The 18769-nt window shown below is 50.8% G+C and carries 21 protein-coding genes and 1 riboswitch; of the genes, 7 read left to right on the forward strand and 14 right to left on the reverse strand.

Features of this window, described 5'->3' with window-relative positions:
• Position 1: 1 nt before the first annotated feature.
• Positions 2-101: riboswitch (TPP riboswitch) on the reverse strand.
• Between the two features lie 36 nt (positions 102-137).
• Entirely contained in the window at positions 138-1796 is a 1659-nt protein-coding gene (gene sgrR, locus LVQ77_RS12290) for an HTH-type transcriptional regulator SgrR (RefSeq protein WP_232864573.1), read from the reverse strand.
• Between the two features lie 93 nt (positions 1797-1889).
• On the opposite strand from sgrR, the gene sgrT reads away from it, so the two are divergent.
• Both sgrT and LVQ77_RS12300 read left to right on the forward strand, forming a co-directional pair.
• Positions 1890-2051 (forward strand): glucose uptake inhibitor SgrT, encoded by a 162-nt coding sequence (sgrT, locus tag LVQ77_RS12295; RefSeq protein ID WP_232904553.1) that lies wholly within the window; start codon positions 1890-1892, stop codon positions 2049-2051.
• A 141-nt stretch (positions 2052-2192) separates the two neighbouring features.
• Positions 2193-3371, forward strand: coding sequence for a sugar efflux transporter (locus LVQ77_RS12300; protein ID WP_232864571.1), 1179 nt, complete (start codon positions 2193-2195; stop codon positions 3369-3371).
• A 44-nt stretch (positions 3372-3415) separates the two neighbouring features.
• Here the strand turns inward: LVQ77_RS12300 and hemW are convergent, their stop codons facing one another.
• Genes hemW through LVQ77_RS12325 form a run of 5 tightly spaced genes read right to left on the reverse strand, consistent with a single transcriptional unit; the run spans position 3416 to position 6738 of the window.
• Positions 3416-4552 carry a radical SAM family heme chaperone HemW gene (gene hemW, locus LVQ77_RS12305; protein ID WP_232864570.1) on the reverse strand — a complete coding sequence of 379 codons (1137 nt, stop codon included), beginning with the start codon at positions 4550-4552 and terminating at the stop codon, positions 3416-3418.
• Positions 4545-5138, reverse strand: a complete 594-nt coding sequence (locus tag LVQ77_RS12310) for an XTP/dITP diphosphatase (RefSeq protein ID WP_232904554.1) — start codon at positions 5136-5138, stop codon at positions 4545-4547. Before LVQ77_RS12310 ends, hemW begins: the two co-directional genes overlap by 8 nt.
• A gap of 28 nt (positions 5139-5166) precedes the next feature.
• Positions 5167-5457 carry a DUF167 family protein YggU gene (gene yggU / locus LVQ77_RS12315; protein WP_064513708.1) on the reverse strand — a complete coding sequence of 97 codons (291 nt, stop codon included), beginning with the start codon at positions 5455-5457 and terminating at the stop codon, positions 5167-5169.
• Positions 5454-6008: a YggT family protein gene (locus LVQ77_RS12320; RefSeq protein WP_232864568.1), complete on the reverse strand. Its 555-nt coding sequence runs from the start codon at positions 6006-6008 to the stop codon at positions 5454-5456. The genes yggU and LVQ77_RS12320 overlap by 4 nt, the downstream gene beginning before the upstream one ends.
• Before the next feature lie 25 nt (positions 6009-6033).
• Positions 6034-6738, reverse strand: a complete 705-nt coding sequence (locus tag LVQ77_RS12325; protein WP_232904593.1) for a YggS family pyridoxal phosphate-dependent enzyme — start codon at positions 6736-6738, stop codon at positions 6034-6036.
• A 15-nt stretch (positions 6739-6753) separates the two neighbouring features.
• Between LVQ77_RS12325 and LVQ77_RS12330 the strand changes: the two genes are divergently transcribed.
• From LVQ77_RS12330 to LVQ77_RS12340, 3 genes are read left to right on the forward strand one after another with little or no spacing between them, the layout of a single operon-like run.
• On the forward strand, positions 6754-7758 hold the full coding sequence (locus tag LVQ77_RS12330) for a type IV pilus twitching motility protein PilT (protein ID WP_232904555.1): 1005 nt from the start codon (positions 6754-6756) through the stop codon (positions 7756-7758).
• Positions 7759-7812: 54 nt separating this feature from the next.
• Complete coding sequence (locus LVQ77_RS12335) at positions 7813-7995, forward strand: type II toxin-antitoxin system HicA family toxin (protein ID WP_151993150.1); 183 nt, start codon at positions 7813-7815, stop codon at positions 7993-7995.
• Positions 7996-8018: 23 nt separating this feature from the next.
• Positions 8019-8483: a type II toxin-antitoxin system HicB family antitoxin gene (locus tag LVQ77_RS12340; RefSeq protein WP_232864566.1), complete on the forward strand. Its 465-nt coding sequence runs from the start codon at positions 8019-8021 to the stop codon at positions 8481-8483.
• Here the strand turns inward: LVQ77_RS12340 and ruvX are convergent.
• From ruvX to metK, 8 genes are all read right to left on the reverse strand, one after another.
• A complete protein-coding gene (ruvX, locus tag LVQ77_RS12345) occupies positions 8480-8899 on the reverse strand; it encodes a Holliday junction resolvase RuvX (protein WP_034457792.1) in 420 nt (139 codons plus the stop codon). The genes LVQ77_RS12340 and ruvX overlap by 4 nt on opposite strands.
• On the reverse strand, positions 8899-9462 hold the full coding sequence (locus LVQ77_RS12350) for a YqgE/AlgH family protein (protein WP_151993152.1): 564 nt from the start codon (positions 9460-9462) through the stop codon (positions 8899-8901). Before LVQ77_RS12350 ends, ruvX begins: the two co-directional genes overlap by 1 nt.
• Before the next feature lie 78 nt (positions 9463-9540).
• Positions 9541-10488, reverse strand: coding sequence for a glutathione synthase (gene gshB, locus LVQ77_RS12355; RefSeq protein WP_232904556.1), 948 nt, complete (start codon positions 10486-10488; stop codon positions 9541-9543).
• Positions 10489-10640: 152 nt separating this feature from the next.
• On the reverse strand, positions 10641-11372 hold the full coding sequence (gene rsmE, locus LVQ77_RS12360; RefSeq protein ID WP_232904557.1) for a 16S rRNA (uracil(1498)-N(3))-methyltransferase: 732 nt from the start codon (positions 11370-11372) through the stop codon (positions 10641-10643).
• Positions 11373-11425: 53 nt separating this feature from the next.
• Positions 11426-12133 (reverse strand): deoxyribonuclease I, encoded by a 708-nt coding sequence (gene endA / locus LVQ77_RS12365; RefSeq protein ID WP_232904558.1) that lies wholly within the window; start codon positions 12131-12133, stop codon positions 11426-11428.
• Between the two features lie 92 nt (positions 12134-12225).
• On the reverse strand, positions 12226-12741 hold the full coding sequence (locus LVQ77_RS12370) for a SprT family zinc-dependent metalloprotease (RefSeq protein WP_232904559.1): 516 nt from the start codon (positions 12739-12741) through the stop codon (positions 12226-12228).
• Positions 12742-12813: 72 nt separating this feature from the next.
• Entirely contained in the window at positions 12814-14208 is a 1395-nt protein-coding gene (locus LVQ77_RS12375; RefSeq protein WP_151993157.1) for a sugar porter family MFS transporter, read from the reverse strand.
• A 407-nt stretch (positions 14209-14615) separates the two neighbouring features.
• Entirely contained in the window at positions 14616-15770 is a 1155-nt protein-coding gene (metK, locus tag LVQ77_RS12380; RefSeq protein ID WP_034457781.1) for a methionine adenosyltransferase, read from the reverse strand.
• A 669-nt stretch (positions 15771-16439) separates the two neighbouring features.
• Here metK and yqgB point away from each other — a divergent pair.
• Complete coding sequence (gene yqgB / locus LVQ77_RS12385; protein ID WP_147295624.1) at positions 16440-16586, forward strand: acid stress response protein YqgB; 147 nt, start codon at positions 16440-16442, stop codon at positions 16584-16586.
• Positions 16579-18555, forward strand: coding sequence for a biosynthetic arginine decarboxylase (speA, locus tag LVQ77_RS12390; RefSeq protein ID WP_151993158.1), 1977 nt, complete (start codon positions 16579-16581; stop codon positions 18553-18555). The genes yqgB and speA overlap by 8 nt, the downstream gene beginning before the upstream one ends.
• Positions 18556-18769 lie beyond the last annotated feature (214 nt).

Raw genomic sequence — 18769 nt, forward strand, 5'->3', positions numbered from 1 at the left:
TTGAGAATTGAGCCTCAAATCCCTTCGCCGGCGTTATCCGGATCAGGTTCGACGGGTATTATCTCAGCCAGACTTTCGTCTTAGCACCCCGTTGAGAACGCGTGCATTGTAATGATTCTGTGAATGAATCGGAAGTATTAAGGTTCCGGTGGTGCAAACCATGCCGATTTAAAGTCAAACCAGCCGAGCGTGTTCATACGCACGCCGCGCATACTGCGCTGCCCTTCAATGCGCAACCAATGGTGGATTAATGGCAAAATATCATTGTTTTCAACTCGCTTCTGGCACCATTCAGGCAAAGAAAGCTCGCCGTTGTGCCATTTCCGGGTATCGGTTTCCCAGTCATTTTCGATGCATTTTTGAATCAGAGGGACTTCATATAGATGCGAATAAAGGGAGAATTCTAAAGGCAGAGTGAAGTTTGCGCTGTTAAGCCAGATATCGCTTTCGGCATTGCCCTGGTGCCACTCCTCATAGCTGACTTCCTGCACCACAAGCTTAACGCCTGCGCGAGCCAGCAGTTCCTCCATGACTTTACTGATAACCCGGTGTTCGACGTGATCGCGGTAAAACGTCAGCGTTACAGATTCCAGACCAGCAGGTTTTTCAAACACCGGTTGTGGACGTGCGTGGTGCCAGCGCGGCAGTAAACCATACGCCGGGAACCAGTACTGCTGGTTTTGAGCTCCCGCGCTATAAAGCAGATGAATGGGGGCCAACATATGGCTTAGCCAGCGGCGAACGTCGTCATTACTGCCAGATTTGGATCGTCTATCAAACAAAATGTAATAGCAGCCTTCTTCCAGGCGGCTTTCGACGGCTTTTTCACTGTCAGGCATGCCCGACAGTTGCACTGCGCAACTGACATCTTCACCGATCTCTGGCAATACCCAGAAATTTACCTCGTCAATGAGTGCGCGATAGCCGAAGTAATCATCGTAAGCCTGAATCTTCAGCTGGTTAGTGTTATTGCGCACAACAGAGTACGGCCCAGTACCGACTGGCTGGCGTGAAAAATTGCTTAGGGTTTGCCATTCACGGGGCAGAATCATGGCATGAACGCTACCCAGCAACCACGGCAGCCAGTTGTCCGGTTGCGAAAGGGTGATATCCAGTGTCCACGCGGTAGGTGAGGTGATTTGCGTAATGTGCGAATACAGCGGCAGCGCGTTAATCCGCTGCAAAGAGGTGACCACATCCAGCATGTCCAGCTCGCGGCCATGGTGAAAATGAATGCCGGGGCGCAAATAAAAACGCCAGTGTAATGGGGAAATTTGCTGCCAGTGATGGGCAATATCTGCTTCGAGTTCCCCATTTTCCTCATTTATACGAATTAAGCCGCTGAAAATTTGGCGGGCAATATGGGTTTCTGAACGACGTAAAGCCGAGCCTGGTAACAGATTTAACAGTGGACGGTAATAGAGAACGCGCAGGATATGCCGACCCTGGCGGAAGCTGCGGCCAAGATGCGAAATCAACATTTGGCGTACAGCGGCTTTATCACCAACGATCTGCACCAGTTGATCGATCCTGTCTTGCTCAAGAAGATCTTCAGCCCGCTGTTGCTGGAGTGCAAGGCCGGTATACAGGAATTCCAGCTGTGAACGCTTGCCGCGCCCGACCTCTGCTTTCCAGCTGAGCCAGCCCGTTTCCTGCATTGCACTAAGCAGCGTACGCATATGGCGACGGGAGCAATTCAGCAGATCTGCCAGCTCATTGAGCGTGGTTTCCTGCGGCTTACCTTCAAAGTTTTGCCATAAACGTATGAACTGTTGTTGCAGACGACTGCTGGACATAAAAGAGGAACTCCCGTCAGAAACTCATCAATTTAACTTTCCTCATATTACGCCAATAATCATCAACGTTGAAACGAGGAAGTGGAGATGTATATGAAACGGTCACCAGTTATTAAGTTCTATCATCAGTATTTTGCCGCAACACAAAATGTTTCTGCTGGATGGCTGGCTCGCCTGACAGCAACGCAACGTTTAAGGATGCTTGAGGACTTAATGCAGTGGGAGGTGACAACTTCCGTGACCGTGGAGCACTAACTCGTTGATACATGTGTGACTGAGAATTGGTGAATTTCACCTGGCCAGCAGATTGTTCCTGCTGGCTTTTTTATACCCGTTAGTAGGGTATAGTTTACGTTTTGCACACCCAATGAGCGCTCGAACAAAAGGAATTTCTGCATGCTGTGGTTTTTGACGCGAGGACGTCGCCTCAATCCGGTATATGCCGCATTTATGATTGTGGCTTTCATGATGGGGATTGCGGGGGCACTCCAGGCGCCCACTCTTAGCCTGTTTTTAAGTCGCGAAGTAGAAGTGCGCCCATTTTGGGTTGGGATGTTTTATACCGTCAATGCGATAACCGGGATACTCGTCAGCCTTGCGTTGGCGAAGCGTTCAGATAACCGGGGCGACAGGCGAAAACTGATTATGGTTTGCTGCGTTATGGCCGTGGCAAACTGCGTGTTGTTTGCTTTTAACCGCCATTACCTGACGTTAATCACCATTGGCGTTATGTTCGCGTCTATTGCCAACACGGCGATGCCACAAATCTTCGCTCTTGCCCGCGAGTATGCAGATAACTCAGCACGTGAAGTGGTGATGTTCAGCTCGATAATGCGTGCGCAGCTCTCGCTTGCGTGGGTTATCGGGCCACCATTATCGTTTATGCTGGCGCTAAACTACGGTTTTACCACCATGTTTCTTATCGCGGCCGGGATTTTCGTTATCTCGCTCGCGCTAATCTTCTTCGCACTTCCTTCAGTTGCAAGGATTGAGCAGCCCGCGGATGTTGCCCTTACGCAAGTCAGCGGCTGGAAAGACAAAAACGTCCGTATGTTGTTTATCGCCTCGATGCTGATGTGGACCTGCAACACTATGTACATCATTGATATGCCGTTGTGGGTCAGCACTGATTTAGGGCTGCCTGAATCACTGGCGGGGCTGTTGATGGGAACGGCTGCGGGGCTTGAGATCCCGGCAATGATCCTTGCAGGTTACTACGTTAAGCGTTTTGGTAAACGCCGTATGATGGTGATTGCTGTGGCGGCGGGTGTGTTGTTTTACGTTGGTTTGATTCTGTTCCATAGCCGCACTGCGTTAATCCTTCTCCAGCTGTTTAATGCGGTGTTTATCGGCATTGTCGCGGGAATCGGGATGTTGTGGTTCCAGGATTTGATGCCGGGCAGGCCGGGTTCAGCAACCACACTATTCACCAATAGTATTTCAACCGGGGTGATTCTGGCGGGTGTTTTACAGGGAGCGCTGGCGGAAAGCTTCGGGCACCATTCGGTGTACTGGCTGATTGCCGGGCTGTCGGTGCTGGCGTTGATTTTGACCAGCCGGGTGAAGAATATTTAAGCCGAAATAATGTCGGATGACGCTGCGCGTCATCCGACAGCTAATCAGTCGGCCAGAAAAATCTCTAATAACGAATTCAAAAACAGCTTTCCGTGCTCGGTAATCTGCCAAAAATCTTCTGTCTCAACCAAATAATCCTTCGCAATCGCTTCGTCTAACTGCGCACGAATCACCGACTCATCAAGCCCGGTATACAGGCTAAATTCGTTGCGTGGCGCTGCTTCCAGCAAGCGGAAACGGTTCATAAAGAACTCGAATGGCTTGTCGGCTTGTTCAACATCGTGCTGCTTATCGAGGTATTTACCTTCCATATAACCGCGCGGATGGCGTGTTTTTGCGGTGCGCAAAATACGACCATCTGGGAATGTAACTTTACCGTGTGCGCCGCAGCCAATCCCCAGGTAATCACCAAAGCGCCAGTAGTTCAGATTGTGTTGGCACTGGTAACCCGGTTTTGCATAGGCCGAAGTTTCATATTGCTGATATCCCGCAGCGGTCAACAGCTTGTCGCCTTGCTCGAAAATATCCCATAACGCGTCATCATCCGGCAATTTCGGCGGGCGTGAGCTAAACAAAGTATTCGGCTCAATCGTCAGCTGATACCACGAAAGATGCGGAGGATTGAGCTCAATTGCCTGGCGCAAATCGTCGAGCGCCTCTTCCAAAGATTGATCCGGCAGGCCGTGCATGAGATCCAGGTTAAAGCTGCGCAAGCCAAGCCCGCTAGCCAGATGCGCTGCACGCTTTGCTTCGCCAGAATCGTGAATACGCCCCAGGCGCTTGAGTTTCGGTTCGCTGAAACTCTGTACACCGATAGAAATGCGGTTCACGCCGGCGCGCTGGTAACTCACGAAACGGTCTGCTTCTACCGTCCCGGGGTTAGCTTCCATTGTGATTTCCGCATCTGCTGCCAACGGCAGGCGAGCACGCACACCGTCGAGCAGGTTTTGCATCGCCTCGCCTGAAAGCAGACTCGGCGTACCGCCACCAATAAAGATGGTCTTTATTTCACGTCCTTGTGCCATTGGCGCGTCATTTTCCAGATCGCGCAACAGGTGGGCGACATACTCGTCGTGCGGTACGTCGCCTTTGAGTGCATGAGAGTTGAAGTCACAGTAGGGGCACTTCTGTACGCACCACGGGATGTGAATATAGAGACTCAGAGGTGGCAAATTAGCCATTTTTCATTGCTTCCAGTAACAGTTTTAGTGCGCGTCCACGGTGGGAAATCGCACGTTTTTCATCACGAGTCAGTTCAGCGGCAGTTTTGCCTTCACTCGGGACGAAGAAAATAGGGTCGTAGCCAAAGCCACCCTGGCCTGCAGCTTCGCGGGTAATCTGACCTTCCCAGCTACCGTGACACACGAGTGGCGTTGGATCTTCTGCGTGGCGCATATACACCAGCACACAATGGAATCGCGCTTTACGTTGCTCGTCCGGCACATCTTTCAGTGTAGTGAGTAACTTTTCCAGGTTCTGCTGATCTGAGGCATCAACACCTGCATAGCGTGCGGAGTAAATCCCCGGCGCGCCACCAAGCACATCAACAGCCAGACCGGAGTCATCGGCAATTGCAGGCAGGCCGGTAACTTGTGATGCATGGCGTGCTTTCAGAATCGCATTCTCGATAAACGTCAGGCCGGTTTCTTCGGCTGACTCAACGCCCAGCTCAGTTTGCGCCACCACATCCAGACCAAAATCGCCCAGTAAATCGGCGAGTTCACGCACTTTACCGGCGTTACCGGTCGCGAGGACAACTTTTTGCATAGTGAGAAAATCCTGTGAAATTGGCTAATTATTCGAGCAAAGCCGCGACTTCCGTCGGGATGTGTTGCGGGTCGATAATCTTAATTTGTTTATGGCGGCCCAGTTCGCCTTTCTCAAGCAGCACCTGGCTTTTGGCAACTTTGAACTGCTTAGCCAGGTATTTTACCAGATGAGCGTTGGCTTTGCCGTCTATCGGCGGGGCGGTGATGGCGACTTTTAGCTCGTCGCCATGCAGCCCGATAATACTATCCCGGCTGGCTTTAGGCTGAATATACAGCCGTAAAACCAGCCCGTCAGAGTTAAGACTCACTGCACTCACAGCAAATACCAAAGCCCCGGGAACAAGTCCATGCCAAGGTAATTCAGCGCATAGAGAATCAAAATGACGATCATCGCTGAAAAATCGATGCCACCCATCGCTGGAAGCACGCGGCGAATTGGCGCCATCATTGGCTCAGTTAGTTGCATCAAAACGTATTCAATTGGGCTGCGGCCCTGGCTTATCCAGCTCATCAGCGAGCGGATAATAATCACCCAAAACACCAGCGTACCGGCGGATTTGAGCAGTGATAACAAGCCAACAAGCAAGTTCATCGGGTCAAGCGACAATGCGCCAACCTGAATGAGCAGCAAAACCGGGTACTTCAATGTGGTGAGAATAAACGCCAGCAACAATGAAGATGTATCAATCGGGCCAATGGATGGAATTACCCGGCGCAGTGGCCCGACAATCGGTTGAGTGATCTTGACGATAAACTGTGCAAAAGGATTATAAAAATCACAACGTGACCACTGCATCCAGATGCGAATCAGCAGCACCATTACATACAGTTCAATCAGCGTTTTGACCAGGAAAGTCAACGTCAGCATGGCGTTCCTCAACAATTATAATGAATTAACGAGCAGGGTAATCCCGCGCGCCGAAAATAGCGGTTCCAATGCGCACCATGGTGCTGCCTGCAGCAATCGCGGCGTCCATGTCATCGGTCATGCCCAGGGACAACGTATCAACCGTTGGATAACGGTTTTTGAGCGATGTGAAAGCGTCTGCCATTTTCTGGCAAACCGCTAACTGATGCTCGTAATCAGGTTCAGGGGCAGGAATTGCCATCAAACCTCGTAACACCAAACCCGGCAGAGCAGCGACATCAGCCGCCAGTGCATCAAGCTCACTGAGCGCAATGCCGGATTTGCTTTGCTCATCACTAATATTAATTTGAATCAGTACGTTAAGCGGAGGCAGCTCAGTTGGGCGCTGTTCGCTCAGGCGAGTTGCAATTCGCAAACGATCGACGGTGTGGCACCAGTCAAAATGTTCAGCAACCAGACGGCTTTTGTTCGACTGCAATGGGCCGATAAAGTGCCACTCAAGCGTTTCTTCACCGTTCTCGGAAAAGTAACGAATTTTGTCCACGCCTTCTTGCACGTAGTTTTCACCAAAAATTCGTTGTCCGGCAGCAACCGCTTCTGCGATGGCGCCCGCAGGCTTAGTTTTGCTGACTGCAAGCAGAGTAACTTCTTCTGGAGCACGGCCGCAGCGTTCAGTTGCCGCCAGGATTTTGTTCTGAACCTGTGCCAGATTGTGCGCTATCTCGTTCATAGGTTGGAAAGTGATATGGATATCGAAGAAATTGTGGCCCTTAGTGTAAAGCATAATGTCTCTGATCTACACCTGTGCGCGCAGCTTCCTGCTCGTTGGCGCAGACGAGGGCGGCTTGAACCTGTGCCTGAAAACGCGCCAGCCCCAGCAACGTTGCTGGGTGCCTGGCTGACAAACGGGCAAAGAGAAGAGCTGGAAGAGCATGGGCAATTGGATTTTGCTGTCACCCTCGCGAGCGGTACGCGGCTGCGTGCCAATGCTTTTCACCAGTTGCAGGGGGACTCACTCGCACTGCGGATACTCGCTTCCCACACTCCAAAACTTGAATCGCTAAACGTTCCTGCCATTGTCCCGGAATTACTAAAATCTGCTGATGGATTGATTCTGGTAACGGGGGCCACAGGCAGTGGGAAATCCACCACGCTTGCCGCGATGGTAGACCACCTAAATCATCAGCTCGACGGGCATATTCTCACACTGGAAGATCCTATCGAGTTTGTTCACTACTCGCAGCGTTGTTTGATTCAACAGCGGGAGCCTGGTCGGCATTGCCGATCGTTTGCCGCCGGTTTACGTGCGGCACTTCGCGAAGATCCAGACGTTATTTTGCTGGGGGAATTGCGCGACAGCGAAACTATACGCCTTGCGCTTACTGCAGCAGAAACCGGGCATCTGGTATTAGCCACACTCCATACTCGCGGGGCGGCGCAAGCCGTGGAGCGTCTCGTAGACGTCTTTCCCGCAGAAGAAAAAAACATGGTGCGTAGCCAACTGGCGGGCAGTTTAAAAGCAGTGCTGGCGCAGAAATTATTGCCTGATAGCCGTGGAGGGAGGGCGGCAGTGTTCGAATTACTGGTTAATACACCCGCCGTGGCGAGCCTTATCCGTGAAGGGAAAACCCACCAATTACCGGGGCAGATTCAAACTGGACAGCAGTATGGCATGCAAAGTTTTGCTCAAGGTGAAGCGGTGTTACGTGCGGAAGGTCGTATTGCCGATGGGGAAAAAAATGATGGTTAAAATTATTGCCTCTGTGTGTATTGGTGTGTATTGTTTTTCCGTCAGGAGAAAACCATGAATTCTTCTGACCTTATTAAGGAACTGAAGGCCGCAGGATGCGAACCCGCCAGAAATTCTGGAGGCAGCCACTGGATATGGTGGTCGCCAAATACTGGGAAAACTTTCCCGGTTCCGCATCCAAAGAAAGATCTTCCCATTGGTACTGTCAGATCCATTCGTAAACGCGCGGGAATATGATTCCCAACTCACGGAGATTACCTATGTTTTTTTCTGTTGGCGTGGAGATGCCTGCAAACGAGAACGAAGCGTTCGGTCTGGTTGTGCCGGCGTTATGCAATGATGAGTTTGGCTGTGTATCAGCGGCAGATTATCAGGATGAAATCGCAGAAATGGTACGCGAAGCCATTTTGTTGATTGTTGATCTAATGGTTGAGCGCGGTATGGATATCACCCAGCTTAAAGATGCCGGGCCATTCGTCTACGCGGCAAATCCAGAATATGCGTATTGTAGCCAGTGGCTGCTCGTGGATGTGGATTTGTCAGCCCTGGAAGGAAAGCAGCAGCGGATCAATATTTCACTGCCAGATGCCCTTTTGGAACGAATTGATAACCGTGTAAAACAGCCATCATCGGGTTACCGGGATCGCAGTCATTTTCTGGCGGTCGCAGCAAGGCATGAGTTGATTAATGAGTCTTCAGATATGCCTGACAACAAAAAAGACTAAGGATTATAGTCAAACCAGCTTTCAAGAATGATAACCGCCGATGCAGAGTCAATACTGCCTTTATTGAGGGCGCGGAAACCGCCGTGCTCGAATAACCCAGCGCGTGCTTCCACGGTGCTGAGGCGTTCATCCTGCAAAGAGACTTTTACGCCAAAGCGGCCATGCAGGCGGTTGGCAAATTTACGTGCACGTGCGGTGAGTGGTTGCTCGGTGCCATCCATATTCAGTGGCAAGCCTACGACGACTTCATCGGGTTGCCACTCTTTGAGGATTTTCTCGATAACGTTCCAGTCGGGTGTGCCGTCTTGTGCTTTCAGTGCAGTTAAGGGGCGTGCCGTCCTGGTAATGCGTTGGCCGATGGCGACACCAATACTTTTGGTACCGAAATCAAAGGCTAATAAAGTTCCACTGCTCATCAGGCGTGTCCCGCTTCACTTGGCATGTTATGGATATCAATGCCGATTAATTTTGCGGCTTCACGCCAGCGTTCAGAAATCGGGGTGTGGAAAAGAATAGAGGCATCTGCCGGAGCTGTTAGCCACGCATTGTCCAGAATCTCTTGTTCCAGTTGGCCTTTTTCCCACGAGGAATAACCGAGTGCGACAATCACATCCGCAGGCTGTTTTGCCGTGCCGATGGTTTCCAGGACATCGCGAGATGTGGTGATCACCGTGTCATCTGAAATACGGATACTGGAGGCGAAACAGTCTGGGGCGGAATGCAAAATAAAACCACGGTCTTCCGCCAGCGGGCCGCCAATAAAAACAGGCTTATCAAGGCGAATAGCTGGGTCACGTGGCTCCGGGTCGATCTTTAGTTTTTGCAGGACACCGTCAACCTTGAGATTTTCGAGGGGTTTATTAATGATTATCCCCATCGCACCGTCTTCGTTGTATTCGCAAATATAAACGACAGCACGCTTAAACAATGGGTCCTGGAGCGCCGGCATGGCAATTAGAAAGTGATGCTGTAAATTCATTGTCAGAGGTTCTGGTTCCGGTTGAAAAAGCGAGCAGTCAGTTTATCACTACTGAGCGGGCTAAACCCGCTCACAGGACTATTTTGCCAGACGTGTCTCGATAGCATCAAACAACATGCCAGTTATAGAAACCGGGAATTCAGCTTCGATTTCACGAATACAGGTTGGACTGGTGACGTTAATCTCAGTCAGGCGATCGCCGATGATATCCAGGCCAACAAAAATCAGCCCTTTAGCTTTAAGCGTTGGGCCAACACGACGGGCAATTTCCCAGTCGCTATCGGTCAACGGACGCGGTTCGCCACGGCCACCAGCTGCCAGGTTACCACGAGTTTCGCCACCTTGCGGAATACGCGCCAGGCAATACGGCACAGGTTCGCCATCAACCACCAGAACACGCTTGTCGCCATCGACAATCGCAGGCAGGTAATTTTGCGCCATGCAGTAACGGTTGCCGAGTTCAGTCAGCGTTTCCGCGATAACACCAATGTTAGGGTCACCTTCTTTAACACGGAAAATTGAAGCACCACCCATGCCATCTAACGGCTTGAGGATGATGTCGCCGTGCTTTTGCCAGAATGCTTTAAGCTGCGCTTTGTTGCGTGTCACCAGCGTTTCTGGCGTCAAATCAGCAAACCAGGCGGTGAACAGCTTTTCGTTACAATCGCGCAGACTTTGCGGTTTGTTAACGATCAACGTGCCTTGTTCTTCGGCGCGCTCAAGAATATACGTCGCGTAGATAAATTCGGTATCAAACGGAGGATCTTTACGCATCAGGATGACGTCGAGATCGGCAAGCTGGATGTCTTGCTCACTACCAAATTCGTACCATTTATCGTAGTTCTGCTCGACAGTGACCAGGCGAGTGCGTGCGTGTGCTTCGCCGTTGATCAAATACAGATCGGCCATTTCCATATAATGCAGTTCATAACCACGGCGCTGTGCTTCCAGCAGCATGGCAAAGCTTGAGTCTTTCTTGATGTTAATGTTTGCGATGGGGTCCATCACGATGCCGAGCTTGATCATTGTTTTTCTCCATTAAAGCTGGCTACAGGGCGTTATCGTTGCGGGCAGTCTGGGTGCGGACAGCGCGCAGTATTCGCAGCGTACATTAGTACGTGAGAATGCGAGCACTGCCCAAGGCCAGAATGGCAAAAAAGATAGCCTTGTACCAGTTTTTAGCCCAGGTCGCCAAAACGCACTTGCAGCGCAGTAATAGCGGTGAGCGCGGTAGTCTCAGTACGCAGAACGCGAGGTCCCAACAGAATATCAGTAAACTGGTGACGTGCGGTCATGGCAATTTCATCCGCCGTTAAACCGCCTTCTGGGCCAATTAGCAGGCGCACACGTTCAACAGGTTGCGGCAAGGTATTAATACTGGCGCTGGCACGAGGATGCAGATTGAGCTTCAGACTCGCATCTTCTTCAGCACACCACACTTCAAGATCCATCGCCGGGTGCACTTCTGGCACGATATTTCGACCGCATTGCTCGCAGGCTGCAATAGCAATTTTCTGCCACTGGCCGAGCTTCTTATTCAGGCGCTCGGCATCCAGTTTTACGCCACAGCGTTCGGAAAACAAAGGCGTAATCACGTTCACACCCAGCTCGACTGCTTTCTGAATAGTGAATTCCATCTTTTCACCGCGCGACATCACCTGGCCGAGATGTAGATGAAGTGGGGACTCACGGTCATCAACGTTCGCGCTCAGGACTTTGACCCGCACGCTTTTTTTATCGGCCTGAACAATTTCAGCCTCAAAAATCTGATTGCTGCCGTCAAACAATTGCAACGCGTGGCCTGCACTCATGCGCAGTACGCGGCCAACATGGTTTGCTGCATCTTCGCAAAGTGCTATGTCCTGGCCGACGGAAAGGAGTTCAGGGTGATGAATGCGGGGTATACGCATGGTTTTTAATATCCAAAAGCGGGAACAGTGATAACAATTCCCGCTAGTGTAGGTTAGCTGTTTTGTGCCTGGCAAGCCCGCAGCACATAAGGGTTATGATTGCCCTGAACTTTAGCGATGCGTTCGTCGCGCTCACACTCCCAGGTGGTGACTGGATATTGCTTATTCCACGCCTCAAATAGTTGGGTTTGCTGGCGAGAAAGGTTGAGCTGATATTGGTCACGCATATAGAAGTAGGTGCGGGCGATGGCGCCACGGGCTCGCGCTGGTGGCTCGGCAATCTTCTCTTTAAAGTCCACTTTCATGGCACATTGTCCATACTGGCCTTCACCGCCATTCCACTGGCTATACATAAAGTTGTTACGGTCAGCATTCACTTCACCAACCGCCGGTTGCAGGTTATGCATATCGCTTTCCATCTTGCGATATTCCGGGTCTTTAGCGCAGTTTTTACGGCCACCATCTTGCCAACACTGGCGCTGATGGCCGAATTGCCAGGCTGGAACAACATGTTCCCATTCGATACGTGAGGCGCGGTTTTCATTTTTACGCACTTTGTAGCCGCATGACGCTAGATCGGGAACACCTTTTTTCCCTTCCCAGTTAATTTTACATCCACAGTAAAAGTCACCTGGCGCGTCGGCATTCACTTTGGCACCAGCCGCTTTTGCCTGAGAGAAATTATTGATACCGGCGCTGAACGTAGAGAAAGAGCAGAGGGCTGCAACAAGTGCAACAGCCAAAGAAATTTTGCGAGACATTTCCAGAATCCTTTTTAAAACGTGCTCGCACGGTACTTGAAGCTTTATTGGGATTCAATAAGCTAAATCAGGAAACTTTATGAATAATATTTTTAATTACAGGGAGTTGTAACGTCAGGTTTTAACCGGTCGCCACATTGCACGCAGCGGTATTCTGATTCGCCGCGCAAAACTTTGTTATGACGGCGTACCGTCAACTGATGCCGTTGGCAACGGCAGCGATACGGGAAGGTGTTTTTGCGAACGGATTGCACTTCAAACTTATGTGTCCGACGGGCAGGAACACCAAGTACTGTTTCCATCATCCATTTCCACTCTTTGCCATGTGGCGCTGCGCGCCCAAAGTGTTTCCACACCAACAAATGAGCCAGTTCGTGCGGCACCACCTCATCAATAAAGGTTTGCTGGTTTTCCATTAACAACACCGGGTTGAGGCGGATTTCGTAGCTATCCATCCATGCGGTGCCCGCAGCAGTGCCTCGCTGCTGATATACCAGCTTCGGTTCCGGGTAGTTACGGCCTAAGTGCAGATTTGCCTGTTGAAGCTTTTCCCGTAGGCAACGCATAACGGCTTGTTGGATGGCGATGGGGAGTCTTGGGGATTTCATAGCGGCAAAGAATAGTGCGAGGTGGTACAGGGTGCAAGCCCTTCTCCCGTTAAGGAGAAGGGCGGCTATTGCTTAGTTGTGAGCACCAATCTCACGTAACCGGCGACCTTTCATCAGGTTACGTTCGATGTGCTCCAGGGAAACGTGTTTAGTTTCCGGAACCAGCCACACAGTGAGAACAATAAAGAACAGGTTCAACGCGGCGTATACCCAGAAGGTATTCGCATTGCCCAGCGTGTTAAGCATGGTCAGGAACGTTGCACCGACAATCATGTTCGCAATCCAGTTGGTGGCGGTTGAGCAAGTGATACCAAAATCACGCCCTTTCAGCGGCTGGATTTCAGAACACAGTACCCAAATCAGCGGGCCGGCACTCATTGCAAAACCAACGATAAACATCAGCAGCATGGCGATAGCGAAGTATTGCGCACCCTGGGAATGAATGCCGACGTGGAGCATCGTACCGAGAATGCCCATGCCCACGGCCATAACCATGAAGCCCAGTACCAGTGTAGGTTTACGGCCCCAACGGTCTACCAGACCAATCGCAATGAAGGTTGCCAGTACGTTGATAAGCCCAACGATAACGGTGCCCCACATTTGCTGGGTGGTATTGGTGAAGCCAGCAATTTCGAAGATTTTCGGTGCGTAATACATGATGACGTTCATACCGGTGAACTGTTGCATCACCTGAAGCAGAACACCCAGGAACACGGCCCGACGGAAATGGCTGTTTTCTTTAAACAATGACCATCCGCTTTGTTTCACCTTCAGGCTTTCACGGATTTCTTCCAGTTCGCGTTTTGCTTCGGCACTGGTGTCACGTAAGCGCATCAGGACACGCTCAGCATCATGGAAGCGACGTTTTGCGGCGAACCAACGTGGGCTGTCTGGCAGGAAGAAGACGCCTACAAGCAAGATCAAAGCAGGAATGGTGATAACACCCAGCATCCAGCGCCATGAGCCGTTATAGCTGAAAGCTGTATCGGAAAGGTAAGCGCCAAGAATACCGATGGTAATCATCAACTGGTACATCGAGATCATGCTGCCACGGATTTTCTCAGGAGCAATTTCTGACAGGTAAAGCGGGGCGGTATAAGACGCAACACCGACTGCCAGGCCGAGCAAGACACGGGAGAGAATCAGAATTTCAGTGTTCGGTGCAAAAGCCGAGCACAGTGAACCTGCAACGAAAAGTACTGCGCCAATCATCAGGCTGTATTTACGCCCGATGCGGAAGGAGAGCCAACCACTGCCAACGGCACCGACAGCGGCACCAAACATCATCGAACTCACAACCCACTCTTGCTGGTGCGCAGTTATCTGGAAATCTTTAGCGATAAACGGTAACGCACCGGCAATCACACCGATATCGAGGCCAAATAACAAACCGGCCAGGGCTGCAAGAAAACAGACAAAAAAGGTCATGCTTTTGTTCGAGCGCCCTTGTTTTTTTATTTCAGGCATAGTGCTCTCCAGTTGAATAATTTGGGGGATATCTCGCTATTAAGGTTAGGTTAACGCGACGTAAAATTGTGTGATTCAACTCACGTTAGTGTAATCGGTTACACTAGTGTCAAGAACTGTATGTATAATTTATTTAATTAAAACAGTGAATTGAGTGTAGAAAATAAAACCAAAATTTTCCATGCAAGACTAATCTGAAATGTTTTGTAACTAGCGCAGCAACAAAATGTTGTCATGCAGAACTGTCTTAATTAATGCCTTGTTAACGACAATGTAACCGTTTCCACTGGTGTTGTTTGTTACGAGAGATTTTGCGGGAAGAGGGTTTAAGTACTGAAGGGGAGTGAAAAATGAAAAAGGCCAGCGAAGCGCTGGCCTTTAAAGTTTGATGGTGAACTGGCGAGGGGTTATTTCAGGCCAGCAGCATCACGCAGCAATTCTGCTTTGTCGGTTTTTTCCCAAGGGAAATGCTCACGACCAAAGTGACCGTATGCTGCGGTTTCTTTGTAGATTGGGTGCAGCAGATCCAGCATCTGAATCAGGCCGTACGGACGCAGGTCGAAGAACTCACGTACCAGCAGGGTCAATTGCTCGGTAGAGATTTTCTCAGTACCGAAGGTTTCAACCATGATGGAAGTTGGCTCAGCAACGCCGATTGCGTAAGAAACCTGGATTTCACAGCGGTCAGCAAGGCCAGCCGCAACGATGTTTTTCGCCACATAACGTGCCGCATACGCTGCAGAACGGTCCACTTTAGATGGATCTTTACCAGAGAATGCACCGCCGCCGTGACGAGCCATGCCGCCGTAGGTATCAACGATAATTTTACGACCGGTCAGACCGCAGTCACCCATTGGGCCACCGATAACAAAACGGCCTGTTGGGTTGATGTGGTATTTAGTGGAAGCATTCAACCATTCTGCTGGCAGAACTGGCTTGATGATCTCTTCCATCACAGCTTCTTGCAGCGTTTTAAGCGCAACATCTTCTGAATGCTGAGTAGACAACACAACCGCATCGATGCCAACGATTTTACCGTCGTCATACTGGAAGGTGATCTGGCTTTTTGCATCCGGACGCAACCATGGCAGTGAGCCATTCTTACGAACTTCAGCCTGGCGTTGAACCAGACGGTGTGCGTAAGTGATTGGCGCAGGCATCAGCACGTCGGTTTCGTTGGTCGCATAACCAAACATCAGGCCCTGGTCGCCTGCACCTTGCTCCAGCGGGTCAGTACGGTCAACGCCCTGATTGATATCCGGGGACTGCTTACCGATAGCGCTCAGCACTGCGCAAGAGTTGGCATCAAAGCCCATATCAGAATGCACGTAGCCGATTTCACGAATCGTTTGACGAGTGATCTCTTCGATATCAACCCAGGCGCTGGTGGTGATTTCACCGCCAACCAGAACCATGCCGGTTTTCACGTAAGTTTCGCAAGCTACGCGCGCTTTTGGATCCTGTTCCAGGATCGCATCAAGCACCGCATCGGAGATTTGGTCAGCGATTTTATCGGGATGCCCTTCTGATACAGACTCGGACGTAAAGAGGTGTTTGGCCATGTTTTATTCACCCTAAGAGAATTAGGTTAGTGCAGACTGCTGTTTATCGGCGCTCGAACCAGTGCGATGTACTGGTAACTTGAGTTTTCACCACAGGTTTCATTTCAGGCAGTCTAACAGTTAATCGGTATAGATGGATTAACATCTGGACGTCTATTCTAGGTTATCCATTAATCAGATTACCAGTGATTTTTACGCCTGCAAGTCTGCGCAAATAATCTCGGGTGGCAAATTTTACTGACAGTGCCGCAATCCAGGGATTTTTACTTTGCAATTTGCGTCTGTTATCGGTATAAAGCGGCGCGCGCGGCTCATTCAACAAGCACACAGTTTTTGTGTTGCCCACTTCCAGCCGGGTTGAGCAAATTTCTGAGCTTTGGCTTGTCGCATACCCAAACCGTATGCGTGGAGGTGATACGATTGAAAAACCGCTTTAATTCGCAAACTCTAGCGACCGTCCAGGTCGTGCATATGCTCCTCGCATCCAGCAATTCTTTGCTACAGCTGCATTCCTTCCGATGTTATTCCCATCTTGGCGCATCGATGGATTCTCGGGCCGGTTTTTAAACCCTCGAAATTCAGAACTTGGGCTCTCTTGTCATCGATAAGAGTATTCTCGTGGTTTCGCCGCTCCGCGCAACGGAGTTCGGTTACGTGTTTTACTATGATATGAAAAAGAAACCGGTCGCACAGTTAGTCTGTCAGCGTCTTATGCTGCTTTTACGCGCTGTTAATGGGTTGTTATTGCGGGATACCCCTGCGATAGTAGTCAACTGTTTTGCACATTCGTTTAAATTTGAGGTTCGCCATGTCTGACAAAATCTCTTCTGTTTCGGGTTCGTCAGTGGGCGAGCAGGATGTACACCGCTCCATGCAGGAGGTTGCCATGAGTTCCCAGGAAGCCAGCAAGATGCTGCGTACTTACAACATTGCCTGGTGGGGCAATAACTATTACGACGTCAACGAACTCGGCCACATTACCGTTTGCCCGGACCCGGATGTCCCGGAAGCGCGTGTTGATCTCGCTGAACTCGTAAAAGCCCGTGAAGCACAGGGGCAGCGTTTACCTGCACTGTTCTGCTTCCCGCAGATTTTGCAGCACCGCCTGCGTTCTATAAATGCAGCGTTCAAACGTGCTCGTGAATCCTATGGCTACAACGGCGACTATTTCCTCGTTTATCCAATCAAAGTGAACCAGCACCGTCGCGTAATTGAATCACTGATTCATTCCGGTGAACCTCTGGGCCTGGAAGCGGGTTCTAAAGCGGAACTGATGGCGGTTCTGGCCCATGCCGGTATGACGCGTTCAGTTATTGTGTGTAACGGCTATAAAGACCGTGAATACATCCGCCTGGCGTTGATCGGCGAGAAGATGGGCCACAAGGTTTATCTGGTCATCGAGAAGATGTCAGAAATCCGCATCGTACTGGAAGAAGCAGAGCGCCTGAATGTAGTGCCACGTCTTGGCGTGCGTGCGCGTCTGGCGTCACAAGGCTCCGGCAAATGGCAGTCTTCTGGTGGTGAGAAATCCAAATTTGGCCTGGCAGCAACGCAGGTTCTGCAACTGGTTGAAATGTTGCGTGAAGCCGGACGTATCGACAGCCTGCAATTGCTGCACTTCCACCTCGGCTCGCAAATGGCAAACATTCGCGATATCGCCACTGGCGTGCGTGAATCTGCCCGTTTCTACGTTGAACTGCACAAGATGGGCGTCAACATCGAATGCTTCGATGTGGGCGGCGGTCTGGGCGTGGACTATGAAGGCACGCGTTCTCAGTCCGATTGTTCGGTCAACTATGGCCTGAACGAATATGCGAACAACATCATTTGGGCGATTGGCGACGCGTGTGAAGAAAACGGCCTGCCGCACCCAACGGTTATCACCGAATCTGGCCGTGCTGTGACCGCGCACCACACCGTTCTGGTGTCTAACATCATCGGTGTTGAGCGTAACGAATACACCACGCCAACGGCTCCGGCTGCAGATGCGTCCCGTGCGCTGCAAAGCATGTGGGAAACCTGGGGCGAAATGCATGAGCCGAACAACCGTCGCTCGCTGCGTGAATGGCTGCACGATAGCCAGAATGATCTGCATGATATCCATACTGGTTACTCAGCGGGGAGTTTCTCCTTGCAAGAACGTGCCTGGGCGGAGCAGCTTTATCTGAGCATGTGCCATGAAATTCAGCGTCTGCTCGACCCAAGTAACCGTGCGCACCGCCCAATCATCGATGAACTGCAAGAGCGTATGGCGGATAAGATTTACGTCAACTTCTCGCTGTTCCAGTCGATGCCGGATGCGTGGGGCATCGACCAGCTGTTCCCGGTGTTACCGCTTGAAGGGCTGAACCAGGTTCCTGAGCGCCGCGCGGTACTGCTGGATATCACTTGTGACTCAGACGGTGCTATCGATCACTACATCGACGGTGACGGTATTGCGACGACCATGCCGATGCCAGAATACGATGCAGAAAATCCACCGCTGTTGGGCTTCTTCATGGTTGGCGCATACCAGGAAATTCTGGGCAACATGCACAACCTGTTTGGCGATACCGAAGCGGTTGACGTGTTTGTCTTCCCTGACGGCAGCGTAGAAGTGGAGCTTTCTGATGAAGGCGATACCGTTGCTGACATGCTGGAATATGTTCAGCTTGATCCGAAAACCTTGCTGAAGCATTTCCGCGATCAGGTTAAACAGACCGATCTGGATGCGGCATTACAGCAGCAGTTCCTCGAAGAGTTTGAGGCTGGGTTGTATGGCTATACTTACTTAGAAGACGAGTAAATTACTCGGCGTACTTCGAGTCGCAGGGGTGTTGGCTGCACTCACTTACCGCCTACCTGCAACGCGAATTACTAGAGTAATTAGTATACAGATAAGGCTACATTCGGCGATAATCCGCGCCAACAAGCAGTCTGAATGAATACAGTCCCTTCCTCGTCGGGTTTAACGACGCGGAGGGGACTTTTTTTTGCTAATCATTACCATCATCGTGAGG

The sequence above is a fragment of the Buttiauxella cochleicola genome (assembly GCF_021282435.1).
Lineage (GTDB): Bacteria > Pseudomonadota > Gammaproteobacteria > Enterobacterales > Enterobacteriaceae > Buttiauxella > Buttiauxella massiliensis.

Excerpts from the sequence above, each read along its gene's own strand:
- sgrR (WP_232864573.1), bottom strand. The coding sequence starts at position 1,796 with ATGTCCAGCAGTCGTCTGCAACAACAGTTCATACGTTTATGGCAAAAC.
- sgrT (WP_232904553.1), top strand. The coding sequence starts at position 1,890 with ATGAAACGGTCACCAGTTATTAAGTTCTATCATCAGTATTTTGCCGCA.
- LVQ77_RS12300 (WP_232864571.1), top strand. The coding sequence starts at position 2,193 with ATGCTGTGGTTTTTGACGCGAGGACGTCGCCTCAATCCGGTATATGCC.
- hemW (WP_232864570.1), bottom strand. The coding sequence starts at position 4,552 with ATGGCTAATTTGCCACCTCTGAGTCTCTATATTCACATCCCGTGGTGC.
- LVQ77_RS12310 (WP_232904554.1), bottom strand. The coding sequence starts at position 5,138 with ATGCAAAAAGTTGTCCTCGCGACCGGTAACGCCGGTAAAGTGCGTGAA.
- LVQ77_RS12320 (WP_232864568.1), bottom strand. The coding sequence starts at position 6,008 with ATGCTGACGTTGACTTTCCTGGTCAAAACGCTGATTGAACTGTATGTA.
- LVQ77_RS12325 (WP_232904593.1), bottom strand. The coding sequence starts at position 6,738 with ATGAACGAGATAGCGCACAATCTGGCACAGGTTCAGAACAAAATCCTG.
- LVQ77_RS12330 (WP_232904555.1), top strand. The coding sequence starts at position 6,754 with ATGGATATCGAAGAAATTGTGGCCCTTAGTGTAAAGCATAATGTCTCT.
- LVQ77_RS12335 (WP_151993150.1), top strand. The coding sequence starts at position 7,813 with ATGAATTCTTCTGACCTTATTAAGGAACTGAAGGCCGCAGGATGCGAA.
- LVQ77_RS12340 (WP_232864566.1), top strand. The coding sequence starts at position 8,019 with ATGTTTTTTTCTGTTGGCGTGGAGATGCCTGCAAACGAGAACGAAGCG.
- ruvX (WP_034457792.1), bottom strand. The coding sequence starts at position 8,899 with ATGAGCAGTGGAACTTTATTAGCCTTTGATTTCGGTACCAAAAGTATT.
- LVQ77_RS12350 (WP_151993152.1), bottom strand. The coding sequence starts at position 9,462 with ATGAATTTACAGCATCACTTTCTAATTGCCATGCCGGCGCTCCAGGAC.
- gshB (WP_232904556.1), bottom strand. The coding sequence starts at position 10,488 with ATGATCAAGCTCGGCATCGTGATGGACCCCATCGCAAACATTAACATC.
- rsmE (WP_232904557.1), bottom strand. The coding sequence starts at position 11,372 with ATGCGTATACCCCGCATTCATCACCCTGAACTCCTTTCCGTCGGCCAG.
- endA (WP_232904558.1), bottom strand. The coding sequence starts at position 12,133 with ATGTCTCGCAAAATTTCTTTGGCTGTTGCACTTGTTGCAGCCCTCTGC.
- LVQ77_RS12370 (WP_232904559.1), bottom strand. The coding sequence starts at position 12,741 with ATGAAATCCCCAAGACTCCCCATCGCCATCCAACAAGCCGTTATGCGT.
- LVQ77_RS12375 (WP_151993157.1), bottom strand. The coding sequence starts at position 14,208 with ATGCCTGAAATAAAAAAACAAGGGCGCTCGAACAAAAGCATGACCTTT.
- metK (WP_034457781.1), bottom strand. The coding sequence starts at position 15,770 with ATGGCCAAACACCTCTTTACGTCCGAGTCTGTATCAGAAGGGCATCCC.
- yqgB (WP_147295624.1), top strand. The coding sequence starts at position 16,440 with ATGAAAAAGAAACCGGTCGCACAGTTAGTCTGTCAGCGTCTTATGCTG.
- speA (WP_151993158.1), top strand. The coding sequence starts at position 16,579 with ATGTCTGACAAAATCTCTTCTGTTTCGGGTTCGTCAGTGGGCGAGCAG.